Genomic DNA, 14,617 nt, shown 5'->3' on the forward strand with positions numbered 1-14,617 from the left:
GTCAGGCTGCGACGGAGATCTCCGGATCCGGGCCGCCGACCGGTTCGCCCTCCTTCTCGAAGCGCGACGGGAACGGGAAGCGGCGCTCCAGGAAGTCGCGGACCATGCGGCTCACCGCCTCCTGGCGCTCCGGCGGGGTGTCGAAGTCGTTCAGGCAGAGGAAGTCGTAGTCCCCCTCCGCCCCCGCGGCCAGTGCGGCGAGCCGGTCGGCCGCGGTGTCGGTGCCGATGTCCACGTACCTGGTCCGGTACTCACCGCGCACCCCGTAGCCGCTGAGCAGGGCGTAGTACTGGTGCAGCGTGGTGGCCATGGCGATGTCGTCCGGGTGCCGGAACCGGGAGGCGGCGGTGCGCTCCACGTCCTCGCGGTACCGCTCCTCCAGTTCCCGGTGCACCTCGCGGATCTGCGGGAAGGGGGCGTGCCGGACCTTGTGGGTGATGGTCGCGCCGAAGGAGTCCAGGAAGAGCTCGCGGGCGTTCTTCCCGGCCCAGTTGGGCGCTACCTCCTCCGGGATGGGCGGGCCCACGCCGATCTGGTGCGAGGAGAACGGCAGCAGCGCGATCCCGTTGGCGTGGAAGAAGTGTTCGGCGCCGACCGGACCGGCGAAGAACACGTCGTCGTTCAGGTAGAGGTAGCGCTCGGAGAGGCCCTCGATGTGGTGCAGCTGGGTCTCGATCGCCCGCGAGCTGAAGACCGGGAGCACGCCGGGGTCCGTGAAGATGTCGCGGTGGTCGACCACGGTGATGCCGGGCTCACCCGCGTCCAGCCAGTATGGGACCTGACTGTCGGTCACCACGTAGATGTTCCGGACGAACGGCGCGTACATCTGGAGAGAGCGGAGCGAGTAGCGGAGTTCCTCGTGGTCGGTGTAACGGGAGGCGTTGGCGGCGTGCGAGGCCAGGTCCGAACGCTGCCCCCGGTACCGGGCCCGTTTGTCGGCGTGCACCGGGTCGGAGCCGTCCACCCACGTGTAGACCACGTCGACGGGGAAGGCGACCTCCTCGGCCCGCCGGTGGGAGAAGGGCCGGTAGGTGGGCAGTTCGCGGTTCTGGACGGTGAGGGTGGCCGGGACGCGTTCGGTGGCGGGCAGGACGTCGGCGATCCGGTTGGGGCGCGGAGCGAGCAGCGCGTCGGCCATGGCGTCGGCGGGCACCTTGACCCTGAGCCTCTCCAGGGCGTCAGTGGCGCGGGCGCTCTTCAGCACGGAGCTCCCGTCCCGCCAGAACTCCACGTCGCAGCCGTACTCGAACCCGGCGAACAGGTCACCCCGCGGGGAGAGCAGCTGTTCGGCGAAGCGGATGGTCAGCCCCGACTTGACGGCGTCGCTCAGGGCTCCGTCGGCGTACGCGCAGTAGTCGGTCACCCTGCCCTGCGGTCCGGGTCTGGCCGCGTAGACGGCGCTGTCCGCGTGGAGTTCGCGCATGGCGGTCAGGAAGGCCTTCTTGTCGGAGCGGTGCACGCCCACGACGTACCGCAGCGGGGAGCGGCCCGGGACCATGAAGTGGTCGATACCGGCGCCGCGCAGCGCCTCGGTGACCAGGTCCAGGTTGCGGGCGGAGGCCTCCGCGGCGGTGAAGCGCTCCACGACCCGGCCCAGCAGCCGGATCCCCTCGGACCGGCCGGTGCCCTGCCCCGTGTCCTGCGCGGTCGCGGTCCCGTCCCGCGGCGGGGTGAAGGCACGCAGCCGGGGGTCCCCGGCCAGGAGTGCGGCCCTGCGCGCGGCGATCCTGGCCAGACGGCGCTCCTCGGCGTCCCGGGCCGCGGCGGCCCGGCGCTCCTCCTCCCGTCGGGCTCGGGTGGAGGGCGGGAGCAGGCGTTCAGCGATGCGCTTGGCGCGTGCTGTCATGGACATGGACAGCCTTTCCGTGAGGGCGCGCGTCGGCCTCGGGCCGGTGCCGCCCCGAAGTCGTGACAGGGGGATGGGTGGCGGAACCACACCACTCCGACCCGCGAGTCACACGCCGGGATGACACGCTCCCGCACGAGAGTCCGAACAAAGATCCATTCGCGACCGAACCGCGACCGAACCGACCGGGTCGGTGACACGATGCGCTCGATCCCTGTTCAGAGGGTAGCGACCGTCATCGGTCCCGTTCCTCGAACGCGGCGGGCACGCCGACTGTTCCCGCTCCGGCCGCCCATTCCGGACACCCTCTGTTCACTTTCCGTCTCGTCGGGCCGCTCCCCGCTCGGATTCACTTCCCGCGGTGGCTCACTTCCCCGTCTCGCGCGCCCGTGCCCATGCCTCGTACGCCCTCACTTCACGCGCCCGGGCCGTACCCGTTCGGCACCGTGCACGCGCTCCGCCGTCTCCTCTACTCCGGCGCGGTGACCCGGATCTTCGACTGGCCGTGGGGGCGCTCCTCCCAGTCCTCCATGAAGCGCGCCCGCAGACCGTGCTTCTCCGCGAGGGCGACGAGAGTGTCGGTCCGGTAGTAGAAGTCCTCCCGCAGCACGTGGTGCTCGGCTCCCTCCGTGCGGTCGAAGGTGAAGTCGAAGAACCCGCCCGGGGCGAGCACCCTGCCCACGTGGGCGAGGCACTCGTCGATCACCTCCAGGGGCGAGTGCGAGAAGACGCTGTGCGCGTGGACCACGTCGAAGGCGTCCTCGGGGAGGAAGTCGAAGGTCAGGTCCTGGGTGAGGGTCAGGTGCGGCAGCTTGTCCTGGAGTCCGCGTTCGGCGAGGACCTTCTTTCCCGCGACCAGGATGTCCGGGGAGATGTCGATGCCGTAGTAGCCGCCCGCGTCCAGGTACTCGATGAACCGCCACCCCGCCCGCAGGTTCCCGCAGCCGATGTCGAGCATCCGGTGGGTCGGCTTCAGGCCGTGTTCGACGAGGTAGTCGAACTGCATCTCGCCGAGCGCGAGCCAGCGCTCCTCGTTTCTGCTGCCGACCGCCGCCTTGGGGTCGCGGGCGGCGTCGGAGGCCATCACCGCGCGGTAGTAGGAGACGTGGTCGCGGTGGGTCAGGCGTAGGCGCAGGTCGCGTGCGGACCGGAGCACATAGGGCCCGATCCGTCCGGGGTGGCGCAACGCGTATCGGATCCGGTGTGCCAGTGAGGAGCGGTTCGCGTGGAGGGGATCGATGGTCTGCTTCGGCATCGGTTGCCCGTGCTCTTCCGTCAGTAGGCCGTCACTCTGGGGGTGGCATCCCATCACGGGCGGGCCGGTTCGCCAAGGGGGGCGCGCCCACCGGGAGGGGCCACTTCCGGTCAGCTCGTCCGCTTTCAGCCCTACCGGAGGCAAAGCGAAGGCAGCGCGACGGCCGCACCGTCCCCGCCACCGGTGAAATCACCGCAAACATGCGGCAAGCATCCCTGTTTTCGACGGTGCGCACCCCTTGGGGTGTTTCGCTGTTTCCAGGGTCCGTGTTTCCAGGGCCCCACGAGAGCGGAGATGGAGGGCGCCATGGCGGAGGAGAGCGCGCAACTACGTCATGCCAGATCGCGTGGGCCGCGGAGCAACTGGGTCCCGTTGGGGATCGCCGCGGCGGTGGTCGCGGTTCTGACCGGCGGCTGGACACTGCTGAACGCGGGCCTGCCCCGGACCGAGGATCTGGCCGCGGGGCAGAGCATCACGCTCGGTTCCGGCCAGGGCTACGAGGCGTCGATGTCCTTCGACGACGGCTGGGAACTCAACACGGGCTCCAGCACCCAGGGCGCGCGGTACGTCTTCAGCAAGGGTCCGGTGAACCTCCGGGTGAGCGTGGTGACTCCGCCCGTGAGGGCCACCGCGACAGAGCTCTGGGAGGGGATGCGCGACATCGTCCGGGTGGGCGACGCCACGGCGGCCCTCGGCGAACCGGAGCCGATCACCTCGGAGGCCGGCGCCGAGGGCCTCACCGGTGACCTCCACCTCCGGCAGAACATCGGTACCGCGGCGGTCTTCCTCTCTCCCGGGGGCGATTTCGCAGTGGAGACCCAGGCCTTCAGTTCCGACGCCACCCCGACCGAGGTCGCCGACGCGGAGAAGCTGGTCCGGACGATCCGCTTCAGCCGGTCCTCAGGAGGCACCCCATGAGCCACGCACGCCCCGAACCGGACGTCCCGCCCACGGCGAGCGGTCAGATCCCCACACCCAGGGAAGACGGTCAGGGCCGCCAAGGCCCCGGGGAGCGCGAGGCCCCCGGAGCGACCGGACAGGACAGCGAGGGCACCGAGCTCCCGCCCTCAGCACAGCCGCAGCCGGGGCCGGAACCGGAGCCGGGACCACCGCGCACCCAGCCCCTGCCCAGCCTGGTCGCGGCGGTGGTCTTCGGTGTGCTCTGCCTGGGCGGCCTCGGCTACACGCTGCTGAACTTCACCGGGGCGATCCGGGTCTTCACCGCGGAGGCGGTGGCCTCCGTACTGATGCTCGCCGTGGTGGGTGTGATCGGGTTCTGGATCCTGCGGCGGATCCGCCCGGTCCGGCCGCCGAACCTCGCGTTCTCGCTCCTGGCCCTGGTCTGGGGCATGACTGGGGCGGTCGGTCTGGCCCTGTACGCCAACACCCAGCTGGGGTCCGCGTGGTCCAGGGCGGGCGGCCTGGAGTTCGGTTCGCTCTGGGGTGCGGCGCTGACCGCCCCGATCAACGAGGAACTGCTCAAGGTCACCGGGGTCGTGCTGATCGCGGTCATCGCGCCGCGCGCGGTGCGCGGGCCGGTCGACGGGTTCGTCGCGGGCTCCCTGGTGGGGTTGGGCTTCCAGCTGGTGGAGGACCTCACCTACGCGCTCAACATGATCTCGATGCAGGGTGCCACCGCGGGGATGGTCTCGGTGGTCCAGTCGTTCTTCGCCCGGGTCGTGCTCACCGGTCTGGGCTCGCACTGGGCGATGTCGGCCGTGGCCGGTACCGCGATCGGCTTGCTGGCCGCCACGGCCTGGCGCCCCGGCACGCGCCGTGCGGTCGGAGCCCTGCTCCTGCTGCTGTTGGCGATGGGCCTGCACTGGCTCTTCGACGCTCCGCTGCTGCAGAGCCTGCTCGGGATCCTCGTCAAGGTCCTGGCGGTGTTCGTGTCCGCCCTGGCCGTGTACCTCGCGGTACGGCACGCCTACCGCGGACGGGTCCGCCGCGCCCTGGCCGAGGAGGGCGAGGAGTTGGGCATCCGCCGTTCGTCGGCGGTGGCACTGGCCAGCCGGCACGGCCGCCGCGGGGAGCTGAGCCGTGTGGCCCACCCGGAGCGGCCCGCCGTCCGCGCCCGTCAGGAGCAGATGGTGGCGGCGGCCGAGGAGCGCGCGTCGGAGTACCGCGGCTGACCGGGGCCCGGACGCCGGCTCACCGCGAGCGCGCCCTCTTTCACCGCGCACACCGCCGAGGAGCCCCCGGAGCCGCAGAGGCCGACCGGGGGCTCCGCCACGTCCGGGGGGTTTCGCTCGGCCCGGATCGTCGACCTGGGCAATCGAGGCCAGGGCACCCATCATTGCCGCGTCGCGGCCCTGGACGAGTCGGTCGTCGGTGTGGCAGGCGGTCACCCCGAGGGATGCGGAGAAGCCTGTCGGGCAGGACCGGGACGGGCGTATCGGGCCGGGCCGGGGGCTCGAAGGGAGGGTGGGCGGCGCAGTGGCCCGACCGGGTGAGGTTCGGCGATTCCCTCCCTGGGGCCGGAAGCCCCCTCGTAACCTGGAGTCCGCGGCTCCCCAGGGAAGGACAACGCGATGCCCGTGGACGGCACCCCGGACCCGCACGAGGTCGAGGTCCCCTTCGGCACCCGCCTCAAGCTGAACCGCACCAGACGCGGTCTGACCCGGGAGGTGCTGGGCGGTCTGGTCGGCCGTTCGGCGTCGTGGGTCAAGGCCGTGGAGACCGGCCGCCTGGGCACCCCCAAACTCCCGATCCTGCTCCGCCTGGTGGAGGCCCTGCGCATCCGTGACCTCGCCGAACTCACCGGTGAGCAGTCCGTGCCCGTGGAACTGTTCACCGGCCCGGGACACACCCTGCTGCCGAGGGTGCGTGAGGCGGTCAACGCCCTGCCCCTGGGCGACGACCGGCCCGCTCCCCCGCTGGAACAGCTGCGTGCCCGGCTGGCCGGGGCCTGGCGGGCACGGCACTCGGCCCCCAACCACCGGGAGGTGGTGGGACGGCTGCTCCCCGGGTTGTTCGGGGACGCGCAGCGTGCGGTGCACCAGGCCCACAGCCCGGCCGACCGGGCCGCGGCGCGGTCGGTGCTGTCGGAGGTGTGTTCGCTGGCGCAGTTCTTCATCGCCTACCAACCCGCGCAGAGTCTGCTGTGGCGGGTCGCCGAACGCGGCATGGTCGCCGCCCAGGAGGCCGACGACCCGCACGCCCTGGGGGTGGCGGCCTGGCTGCTGGCGCAGGCGCACCGGGACGCCGGTGACTGGGAGGCCGCCGACACGGTCACCGAGGACGCCGGCAGGCACCTCGTCCGGTATCTGCCGGACGGGAACCGGGACGTCCTGGCGGTGTGGGGCGCACTCCGGTTCGAGGCGGGGTACACGGCGGCGCGGCGCGGGGAGGCGGGTTCGGCGTGGCGCCACTGGGACACCGCGCGCAGGGCGGCCGAACGGCTGCCCGCCTCCTACTACCATCCGGTGACCTCGTTCTCCCGGCCGGTGATGGGCGCGCACGCGGTGACCGTGGCGGTGGAGCTGCGCAACGGCAACGAGGCGGTACGCCAGGCCGAGCGGGCCCCGGCGGAGGCGATCCCCTCACGGCCGCGCCGGGCCCGGTACCGGATCGAGCAGGCCCGCGCCCACCATCTGGCGGGCCTGCGGGACGAGGCGCTGCGCGTGTTGGAGGCGGCGCACGAGGCGGCTCCGGAGACGGTCCGGTACAACGGTTTCGCCCGCCGGATGGTGCTGGAGGAACTGGAGTCACGTGAGGCCCGTCGGCGTGACCGTGCGGGCGGGCTCGCCGCACGGATCGGGTTGCTGTCCTGACCGGAGCGGGAATCAACCCCACGGGAACCGAGGACACAGGGGGCACATTCTGTACCCCTCGAATCAGCATCACCACATAGGGTTACTCACCATCAGAGCCCCGGGGGTCATGGGGGTGCCCGGGGCACGTTCGAGAGTTCGGGGGGCGCCGTGAGCGACGCCGCCACCATCGAGGCCAAGGACCGGTCGACCCTGGAGGCATGGGCGCGGGCCATGGACGCGACGGTCGTCCAGGTGGCCGAGAACTGGTGGTCGATCACCTACGAGGCCGAGGCCGGCCTGCCCGACGGCAGTAAGGTGCGCTGCCGCTACCGGTACGTGATCCCGCGCCAGGCCGCCCTGCGGCGCTGGCGGCGCACGTACGTGGTCGGCCTGGTCCACGACAGCGGCCGCGCACAGTGCCACCACGTGCGGCAGGTGATCCCGGTCGGCGACACCGACGCCGAGGAGCGGCACCGGGCCGAACTCATCGCCTCGGCGCTGGTCGCCACCGAACGCAAGGGCACCTGCGGGGCGAGCGTCACCAACCTGGAGGTCTACGTGGTGGAGCGGGCCACCCTGTGGAAACCCCGCGTGGCCAGGTACTGAGGGCGCCGGAGAGCGGGACCGGGCCGAGGCCCCCGGCCCGGGATCCGACCGGAGCCGTTGCCGGACCGGGGCCGGACCGGCACTCACCCGTCCGGGCTCCGCAGCCGGGTCAGAGCTCGAAGACGAGGCAGGTGGAGGAGGCGGTGGCGACGACCTTGTCGGCGGCGTCGCGGATCTCGCCCTCGGCGAAGGCGACGCGGCGGCCGGGCTTGGTGACCCAGCCCCGGGCGAACAACGGGGTGCCCGCGAAGACGGGCCGCAGGTAGTTGACCTTGATCTCCACCGACGTGTACCCCACCCCGGCGGGCAGGGTGGTCTGGACGGCGCAGCCCACGGCGGAGTCGAGCACGGTGCACATCAGGCCTCCGTGCACGGCCCCCATCGGGTTGCACGCGGACTCGTCCGGGGTGCCCTCGAAGCGCACCTCGCCCTGGCTGGCCGCGGTGAGCCGGAAGCCCATCAGGGCGCCGATCGGGGCGCCGGGGAGTTCGCCCCGGAGCCCGGCCTCCATGTGTTCGAGCCCGGTGAGGCCCTCCCGGCCGTCCACCGTGAGCTTGGGGTCGTGCCAGGTGACCGTCTTGCTGCGGGGTTCGCCCCATGACTCAGGGGTCTGTGTGTTCTGCTCCATTCCGGGCACCCTATCTTGTGGGTTTGATTTTCAAACTATTGACCCGGCCCTTCGGAACCGCATGCCATCCTGTGGGCATGCAGCGAACCGAGGACACACCGCCACGGCCACCGGCCGTCTCCGTCCCCGGCCGTCCCTGTTCCGCGGCGGCCGCCCTGCAGCTGGTCGGCGAGAAGTGGTCCCTGCTGGTGGTGCGCGAGCTTCTGTTCGGGGTCCGCAGGTTCGACGCCCTCGCCCGCAACACCGGCGCCCCCAGGGACCGCCTCACCGCACGGCTCCGCAGCCTGGAGGAGGCCGGGATCATCAGCCGCAGGGCCTACCAGGAGCGCCCGGCCCGGTACGAGTACCACCTCACCGAGGCCGGACAGGACCTCGCGCCGGTACTGTTCGCCCTGTTCAGCTGGGGTGACAAGTGGCTGTTCGACGAACCTCCCGCCGTCCTGGACCACCGGGGCCCGGACGGCCGCGAACACCGCATGCCCCTGGGCCACCCGCCCGTCTGCCCCACCTGCGAGGAACCGGTCAGCATGCAGGACGTCGTCCCCCGGCGCACCGGAGGCGACCCCGGCTGAGCCGGTCGGGGGGCGTCCCCGCGCAGGGGTGCGGAGCGGGTCCGGCTCCGGGACCCGACCCCGTGCCAGGACCGGGACCGGTCGGAGACCGTTTCCCGGTGCCCTCCGGAGCCCCGGCCCTCGACGGTCAGGCCCCGGTGTCCCCGGATCCGCTGCCGGTTTCGGTGGGAGATTCCACCACGCAGAACTCGTTGCCCTCCGGATCGGCGAGCACCACCACCACGTGGCCGTCCTCCGCGCGGGCCGGTGTCAGCACCCGGGCGCCCAGCCCGACCAGCCGGGCGGTCTCCGCCGCGTGGTCGGCGACGACCAGGTCCATGTGCATCCGGTTCTTCCCGGGCCGGGGTTCGGGCACCAACTGCAACAGCAGGTCCGGCCAGCGCCCGCCGGGGTCCTTGAGCGCCACGTAGACGGGGTGCTGCCCCGGTTCGCGTTCGAAGGACAGCGCCGCGCACCAGAAGTCCGCCGCCGTCTCGAGGTCGTTGGTGTCGAGCACGTAGGCCAGTCGCATCCGGATTCCCTTCGTCGTCACATCCCGGGATCCTTGGCGCCCCTACCCCGGACCGCACCCCCGCACCCCTCGCCCGGGTGCGGCCGCGCGCAGGGCCGCCCCGCCGCGGTGTCCGCCCCGGTGGCTACGCGTCCTGCTCGGCGAGGCGCCGCTCCAGCTGGTCGAGGACCAGCGCGAGACCGTAGGTGAACTCGTCGCCGTAGTCGTACCCCTTGCCGACGACCAGCTCCGCGAGGAACTCCGCCAGGTACGGGTAGACGCCCGGGGGCGGGGCCAGAGCGGCCGTGAACTCCTCCGCCCCCTCCCCCGGCGCGAAGGGCAGGTTCAGTTCGGTCAGCACGAACCCGTAGACGTAGGAGTCGATCGCCGAGTAGGCGTGGGCCGCCAGACGCACCGAGAAGCCGCTGTTGCGCAGGCAGCCGAGCACCGTGTCGTGGTGGCGCAGCAGCGCCGGCCCCGGGGAGCTGCGGGACTCCAGCAGGCCCAGCGCCCACGGGTGCCGGGACAGTACGCGACGCGCGGAGGCGGAGCGGTCGGCGATGGCCTGGCGCCAGGGCCGGTCGAGGGCGGGCAGCTCGATCCGGGCGAAGATCCAGTCCGCCATCGCGTCGAGCAGGTCCTCCTTGCCCGCGACATGGTGGTAGAGCGACATCGCCTCCACCCCGAGCTCCCTGCCCACGTTGCGCATGCTCACTCCGGCGAGCCCGGACCGGTCGGCGACGCCGACGGCCGCCCCGATCACACGCGAGCGGTTCAGAGCTGGGCGTTCGACCATCACTACCTCACGAGACCTTGTGGACTTACACATGTAAGAGTACCGTTCACGGAACAACAGACTTACAAGTGTAAGGGAGCGCTCATGAAGGCCGCGATCGTCAAGAGGTACGGACCGCCGCAGGTCGCCCGCGTCACCGAGTCGCCCACACCGCGGCCGCGCCCCGGGCAGGTCCGAGTCCGGGTCGCGGTCGCGGCCGTCACCGCGGGAGACGCCCGGATCCGCGCCGCCCGCTTCCCCCAGGGGTTCGGCCTCGTGGCCAGACTGGTGTACGGGTTACGGGGACCCCGGATCGGGGTTCTGGGCAGCGTGTTCTCCGGCGTCGTCGACGCCGTCGGAACCGGTGTCGACAGCCTCTCCCCCGGCGACGAGGTGTGCGGCATGGCGGGCCAGAGGATGGGCACGCACGCGGAGTACGTCGTGGTCCCGGCCGCGCGGGCCGTACGCAGACCCGCCGGGGTCTCCCACGAGGACGCCGCCGGGGTGCTGTTCGGCGGGACCACCGCCCTGCACTTCCTGCGGGACGAGGCCGCCCTGAAACCGGGTGCCTCCGTACTGGTCAACGGCGCCTCCGGGGCGGTCGGCACCAACGCCGTACAGCTGGCCAAACACCTGGGCGCGAGGGTCACCGGTGTCACGAGCACGCCCAACATGGACCTGGTCGCCGAACTGGGTGCTGACCGGACCGTCGACCACACCACCACCGACGTCGTGTCCCTGACCGAGCGCTTCGACGTCGTGCTCGACACCGTCGGCAACCTCTCCCCCGCGTCCGGCCGCGGCCTCCTCGACGAGGGCGGGGTTCTTCTGCTGGCCGCGGCCGGTCTGCGGGACGTCGTGCGGGCCCGCGGCAACGTCCGGGCGGGCGCCGCACCCGAGCGGCCCGAGGACTTCGCGCACCTGCTGGGGCTCGTGGCCGACGGTGTCCTGACCCCGGTCATCGACCGGATCGACCCCCTCGAGGAGATCGCGGAGGCCTACCGGAGGGTCGACTCCGGCCACAAGGTCGGCAACGTCCTGATCCGCCCCTGAGCCTCCGGACCGGTGCCACGGGCCCGGGAACCCCCTCCGGCCAGGTTCTGTGGCGCGGCCCGGCCGTTCGTGCGAACCTCGGAACCGGACAGGCGGGACCACCGGTGACACCACAGCATCGGCGGCACGGCACGGAGGGGGCCAGGAGTTGATGCGTGTCTCTCTGCTCGACCGCTCACGGACGCGCAGCGGCGAGTCCGACGCGGAGGCGATCGCGGCGACCGTCGCCAGGGCGGTACGCGCGGACGAACTGGGCTTCCACCGGTTCTGGACCGCCGAGCACCACGCGGTCCCGGGCATCGCCGCCTCGACTCCGGCCGTGCTGCTCGCGGCGATCGGCGCCCGCACCCGCAGCATCCGCCTGGGCACCGGCGGGATCATGGTGCCCAACCACAGCCCGCTGCTGATCGCCGAACAGGCACTGCTCCTCGAGGCCCTCTTCCCGGGCCGGGTCGACCTGGGTCTGGGCGGCTCGCTCGGGTTCACCGCCCCGATCCGGCGTGCGATCGGGCGGACCGCCGTGCGCGAGGGCGAGTACCCGGCCGAGGTCGAGAGGGTGCGGCAGTACCTGAGCGGGCGGGCCGAGATCACCGCCAGACCCGGCGTCGAGCCTCCTCCGGTGTTCCTGCTCGCCGTGCGGGGCGGTCTGGCGCTCGCCGCCGAACTGGGGCTTCCGGTGGTGGTCGGCGGACCGGTTCTGCACGACGCGGAGCGGCTGGCCTCGTACTTCCGGGACTTCCAATCGAGCCCGACCGCGTCCGAGCCCTACCTGGTGGTCAACGTGGACGTCTCCGTGGCGGAGACCGAGGAGCGCGCCCGGGACCTGCTGCTGCCCGAGGCCTGGGCGCTGGCGGACTCGCGGGAGGTCGGCGAGTTCCGGGCGCTGCGCCCCGTCGATGAGGTGCGCCGGCTGATCGGCGAGACGAGCCGCGAGAAGAAGCTCAGGGCGGTCGACGACTGGACGGACTCCGCGATCGCCGGTACGCCGGAGCAGGTGGCGGACTCACTCGCCGGCCTCCTCGAGCGCACCGGCGCCTCCGAGCTCCTCGCCAACGTCAGCACCTACGACCATGACGAGGTCAGGAAGACCGACGAGTTCCTCGCCTCCCTCCGAACCCCGTAACGGCTCCGCGCTCCGGGGCCGTGGTCAGAACGGACCCCTCTGGGGCGAATGCCGGAAACAGAAGAAGAGGCCCACCAGATGGTGGACCTCTCTCTGAACTGCGCTGTCTTGAGACCAGCACTGCCTCTGTCGGGACGGCGGGATTTGAACCCACGACCCCTTGACCCCCAGTCACGCCCACAGTGGCCACCAGGGGTCGCGGACGGTCACCCCACAACATGAACCCGAAGGCCGGGGGGCGCCCACGGGCGCCCCTCCCCAACCCCACCTAAATTGTCAGCACCCAGCACTACCGTGTTGCCACACCCACCCTCCGTAACAGGGAGATGCGCCATGGTGGACAGCCCTTCATCGAAACCCGCCACAGGACCCCGCCCTCAAGGGGCAGGCCAAGCAAACAAGCGCGCACAAAATCAGAAGGCGCGCAACTATGCGTCCGGTGTCAGCAAGGCTCTTTTTCTACTTAGCAGAGGGCGCTGCTACGAGCCTTCTTGCCCTCGCCCAGTAATCCGAGAAATTGATGGAGAGCCGATTGTAGATGTCGAAATTGCACACATAAGCGCACACAGCCCCGACGGCCCACGCTTCGACCCAAAAATGGGAAACGACAAAAGAAAATCCTTCGCAAACCTCATCCTACTCTGCAACCCCCACCACACAGTCATAGACAATAATCCAAATAAATACCCAATCAAGCTCCTGATCCAGTGGAAGAAAAGTCGTGAAGGAGAACTTTTCGAGCAACTATCAGGACTTGAAAATCTCACACCAAACAAGCTCCAAGAAATGATGTCCTCAGCCGTCACGCAGAGCAAAAAAGAAATAATGCATGCAATTGGAGAATTATCAGAGATCAGCGAAGAGTCCGCAGCAATACTCAAGAAGCTCGCCAAAGAAAACTTCAGCCGACCTTACATCGACATAGACGCAGTAGAATCCCTTGCCAACTCGACCCGCAGACTCACCCACCTCGAAGAAACCACCGTCTCATTGTGCAAGGCAGCCCAGAACCTAGGGCATCTGCAAGACACAACACCCCAACTCTCCAAGGTCGCCGAAGATCTTGAGCACTACATCTCAGCAACCTCAAGACTTCAATCAATGGCTGTCGACATAGACAAGTCGACGGAAAAAATCAATCTTGTTCTACGCAGCACACTCCACGAACGCCCCTGGGAAGCAGCAGAGCAGGGGATATTCGAGACCGCCGAGGCAATCGAACGAACATTTGACTCCATCAACAACTTAGATTCCGAGATCATCATCAGGGACAAGGGGCGCTGGACATACTTCCTCCGAGGGATCATCTTCGGAATATGCGCAGGGTTGGCCATTTTTTACTATGCATCCACCCAATTAGGATAGACGAAGCATCAACGAACGCTCAGGAGAAGTTTTGACAGCAAGAGTTTTAGAGTTGACGCACGTCGGGCAACCCATTGACCGGGGCGCATCATGCTTTGATCAGGGGAAACACATCCGCAAGGGTGCACCCGTCATACGGGCTGCCCGGATGGTGCACCAATCGACTCAACCACTGGCCGACTCAGCTACTGGATCCGCTCGGAACTGCGGATGGGAGTGGCTACGCCGCGCCCAGGACATCGCGCACCTCGGGAACGTCTCGAAAACGCTCCAGAGCCCTCCTCACAACCCGGGCGCGTTCGTTGGTGCCGCGGCAGGCTCAAGGGCGACAAGCCTAGACGGCCCTCCAACTCCATGACGCTGAAACAGGCCGTGGCGGTGCTCAAGGCGGCGGAGGGCACAAAGTGGTACGCCTAGCTGGTGCTCTCCATCGTCATCGGCGCGAGAACCGAGGAGGTCCGGGCTCTGGCCTGGGACCAGATCGACGCCAACGGCGCGGTCCCCACGATCCACGTGTGGACCTCGGTGCGAGGCGACGGCGACACCAAGACCCGCAGGTCGAGGCAGTCACTGGAACTGCCCACCCTGGCGGTCAAAGCCATCGGAACCCACCGAGCAGCACAGGCCCGCGAGCGCCTGGCGGCCGCGGAGATGCGGCAGGACAACAACTCGGTGTTATGCACACATACCGGCACCCCGCTGGACCGTCACAACGTCCTGCGGGAGCTGCGCACGATCATGAGAAAGGCAGGATTGAACGAGAAAGAGTGGACCGCGCGAGTGCTACGGCACACGTTCGTGTCCCTACTGTCCGATCACGAGGTGAGCATCGAGGAGATCTCCCTGTTGGTCGGCCACAACGGCACCGACACCACCGAACGTGTCTACCGCCGCCAGCTACGGCCGGTACGCCGATCCGCGGCAACCGCGATGAACGAAATCCCGCACGACGTGGCCTCACACCCCACACAACCCGGTTCTACCCCACCTGAGACGCAGCAAGGGGTCCACCATATGGTGGACCCCTTGCTGAACTTACTGTGCCTCTGTCGGGACGGCGGGATTTGAACCCACGACCCCTTGACCCCCAGTCAAGTGCGCTACCAAACTGCGCTACGTCCCGGCCGCTGGGCGGTGGTCGTTTCCGAC

At 69.8% G+C, this 14,617-nt stretch carries 14 protein-coding genes and 1 tRNA gene; 9 read left to right on the forward strand and 6 right to left on the reverse strand.

Going from position 1 to position 14,617, the window contains the following annotated elements:
- Position 1: 1 nt before the first annotated feature.
- Entirely contained in the window at positions 2–1,852 is a 1,851-nt protein-coding gene (locus D458_RS0112625; protein WP_017587118.1) for a stealth family protein, read from the reverse strand.
- A 463-nt stretch (positions 1,853–2,315) separates the two neighbouring features.
- Positions 2,316–3,101 (reverse strand): class I SAM-dependent methyltransferase, encoded by a 786-nt coding sequence (locus D458_RS0112630; RefSeq protein WP_017587119.1) that lies wholly within the window; start codon positions 3,099–3,101, stop codon positions 2,316–2,318.
- Positions 3,102–3,407: 306 nt separating this feature from the next.
- Here D458_RS0112630 and D458_RS0112635 point away from each other — a divergent pair, with 306 nt between their 5' ends.
- From D458_RS0112635 to D458_RS0112650, 4 genes are all read left to right on the forward strand, one after another.
- The gene (locus tag D458_RS0112635; RefSeq protein ID WP_026119242.1) at positions 3,408–4,019 is read left to right on the forward strand and encodes a hypothetical protein; all 612 of its coding nucleotides are present in this window, start codon (positions 3,408–3,410) and stop codon (positions 4,017–4,019) included.
- Entirely contained in the window at positions 4,016–5,233 is a 1,218-nt protein-coding gene (locus tag D458_RS0112640; RefSeq protein WP_017587121.1) for a PrsW family intramembrane metalloprotease, read from the forward strand. The genes D458_RS0112635 and D458_RS0112640 overlap by 4 nt, the downstream gene beginning before the upstream one ends.
- A 399-nt stretch (positions 5,234–5,632) precedes the next feature.
- The gene (locus D458_RS0112645; RefSeq protein ID WP_017587122.1) at positions 5,633–6,874 is read left to right on the forward strand and encodes a transcriptional regulator; all 1,242 of its coding nucleotides are present in this window, start codon (positions 5,633–5,635) and stop codon (positions 6,872–6,874) included.
- A gap of 150 nt (positions 6,875–7,024) precedes the next feature.
- The gene (locus D458_RS0112650; protein WP_017587123.1) at positions 7,025–7,462 is read left to right on the forward strand and encodes a hypothetical protein; all 438 of its coding nucleotides are present in this window, start codon (positions 7,025–7,027) and stop codon (positions 7,460–7,462) included.
- Positions 7,463–7,571: 109 nt separating this feature from the next.
- On the opposite strand, the gene D458_RS0112655 is transcribed toward D458_RS0112650, so the two are convergent.
- Positions 7,572–8,090 (reverse strand): PaaI family thioesterase, encoded by a 519-nt coding sequence (locus D458_RS0112655; RefSeq protein WP_017587124.1) that lies wholly within the window; start codon positions 8,088–8,090, stop codon positions 7,572–7,574.
- Between the two features lie 77 nt (positions 8,091–8,167).
- Here D458_RS0112655 and D458_RS0112660 point away from each other — a divergent pair, with 77 nt between their 5' ends.
- The gene (locus tag D458_RS0112660) at positions 8,168–8,662 is read left to right on the forward strand and encodes a winged helix-turn-helix transcriptional regulator (RefSeq protein WP_017587125.1); all 495 of its coding nucleotides are present in this window, start codon (positions 8,168–8,170) and stop codon (positions 8,660–8,662) included.
- Positions 8,663–8,789: 127 nt separating this feature from the next.
- On the opposite strand, the gene D458_RS0112665 is transcribed toward D458_RS0112660, so the two are convergent.
- Together D458_RS0112665 and D458_RS0112670 are read right to left on the reverse strand one after the other, a co-directional pair.
- Positions 8,790–9,173 (reverse strand): VOC family protein, encoded by a 384-nt coding sequence (locus D458_RS0112665; RefSeq protein WP_017587126.1) that lies wholly within the window; start codon positions 9,171–9,173, stop codon positions 8,790–8,792.
- Between the two features lie 124 nt (positions 9,174–9,297).
- Positions 9,298–9,948 carry a TetR/AcrR family transcriptional regulator gene (locus tag D458_RS0112670; protein WP_017587127.1) on the reverse strand — a complete coding sequence of 217 codons (651 nt, stop codon included), beginning with the start codon at positions 9,946–9,948 and terminating at the stop codon, positions 9,298–9,300.
- Positions 9,949–10,032: 84 nt separating this feature from the next.
- Between D458_RS0112670 and D458_RS0112675 the strand changes: the two genes are divergently transcribed.
- From D458_RS0112675 to D458_RS35490, 4 genes are all read left to right on the forward strand, one after another.
- The gene (locus tag D458_RS0112675; RefSeq protein WP_017587128.1) at positions 10,033–10,980 is read left to right on the forward strand and encodes an NAD(P)-dependent alcohol dehydrogenase; all 948 of its coding nucleotides are present in this window, start codon (positions 10,033–10,035) and stop codon (positions 10,978–10,980) included.
- 151 nt (positions 10,981–11,131) lie between these two features.
- Positions 11,132–12,103, forward strand: a complete 972-nt coding sequence (locus D458_RS0112680) for an MsnO8 family LLM class oxidoreductase (protein WP_017587129.1) — start codon at positions 11,132–11,134, stop codon at positions 12,101–12,103.
- Positions 12,104–12,436: 333 nt separating this feature from the next.
- Positions 12,437–13,468, forward strand: coding sequence for a hypothetical protein (locus tag D458_RS36360; protein WP_152521124.1), 1,032 nt, complete (start codon positions 12,437–12,439; stop codon positions 13,466–13,468).
- Positions 13,469–13,888: 420 nt separating this feature from the next.
- A complete protein-coding gene (locus D458_RS35490; protein ID WP_160168052.1) occupies positions 13,889–14,536 on the forward strand; it encodes a tyrosine-type recombinase/integrase in 648 nt (215 codons plus the stop codon).
- Here the strand turns inward: D458_RS35490 and D458_RS0112690 are convergent.
- Positions 14,518–14,591 (reverse strand) — tRNA-Pro (locus D458_RS0112690). The genes D458_RS35490 and D458_RS0112690 overlap by 19 nt on opposite strands.
- Between the last annotated feature and the right edge of the window lie 26 nt (positions 14,592–14,617).

The organism is Nocardiopsis ganjiahuensis DSM 45031, assembly GCF_000341085.1.
In the GTDB taxonomy this organism is placed as follows: Bacteria; Actinomycetota; Actinomycetes; order Streptosporangiales; family Streptosporangiaceae; genus Nocardiopsis; species Nocardiopsis ganjiahuensis.

What these genes read in the sequence shown, in the direction of transcription:
- D458_RS0112645 (WP_017587122.1), top strand. Translation starts at nt 5,633, where the DNA reads ATGCCCGTGGACGGCACCCCGGACCCGCACGAGGTCGAGGTCCCCTTC.
- D458_RS0112675 (WP_017587128.1), top strand. Translation starts at nt 10,033, where the DNA reads ATGAAGGCCGCGATCGTCAAGAGGTACGGACCGCCGCAGGTCGCCCGC.
- D458_RS0112640 (WP_017587121.1), top strand. Translation starts at nt 4,016, where the DNA reads ATGAGCCACGCACGCCCCGAACCGGACGTCCCGCCCACGGCGAGCGGT.
- D458_RS36360 (WP_152521124.1), top strand. Translation starts at nt 12,437, where the DNA reads ATGGTGGACAGCCCTTCATCGAAACCCGCCACAGGACCCCGCCCTCAA.
- D458_RS0112660 (WP_017587125.1), top strand. Translation starts at nt 8,168, where the DNA reads ATGCAGCGAACCGAGGACACACCGCCACGGCCACCGGCCGTCTCCGTC.
- D458_RS0112680 (WP_017587129.1), top strand. Translation starts at nt 11,132, where the DNA reads ATGCGTGTCTCTCTGCTCGACCGCTCACGGACGCGCAGCGGCGAGTCC.
- D458_RS0112625 (WP_017587118.1), bottom strand. Translation starts at nt 1,852, where the DNA reads ATGTCCATGACAGCACGCGCCAAGCGCATCGCTGAACGCCTGCTCCCG.
- D458_RS0112635 (WP_026119242.1), top strand. Translation starts at nt 3,408, where the DNA reads ATGGCGGAGGAGAGCGCGCAACTACGTCATGCCAGATCGCGTGGGCCG.
- D458_RS0112630 (WP_017587119.1), bottom strand. Translation starts at nt 3,101, where the DNA reads ATGCCGAAGCAGACCATCGATCCCCTCCACGCGAACCGCTCCTCACTG.
- D458_RS0112670 (WP_017587127.1), bottom strand. Translation starts at nt 9,948, where the DNA reads ATGGTCGAACGCCCAGCTCTGAACCGCTCGCGTGTGATCGGGGCGGCC.
- D458_RS0112665 (WP_017587126.1), bottom strand. Translation starts at nt 9,173, where the DNA reads ATGCGACTGGCCTACGTGCTCGACACCAACGACCTCGAGACGGCGGCG.
- D458_RS0112655 (WP_017587124.1), bottom strand. Translation starts at nt 8,090, where the DNA reads ATGGAGCAGAACACACAGACCCCTGAGTCATGGGGCGAACCCCGCAGC.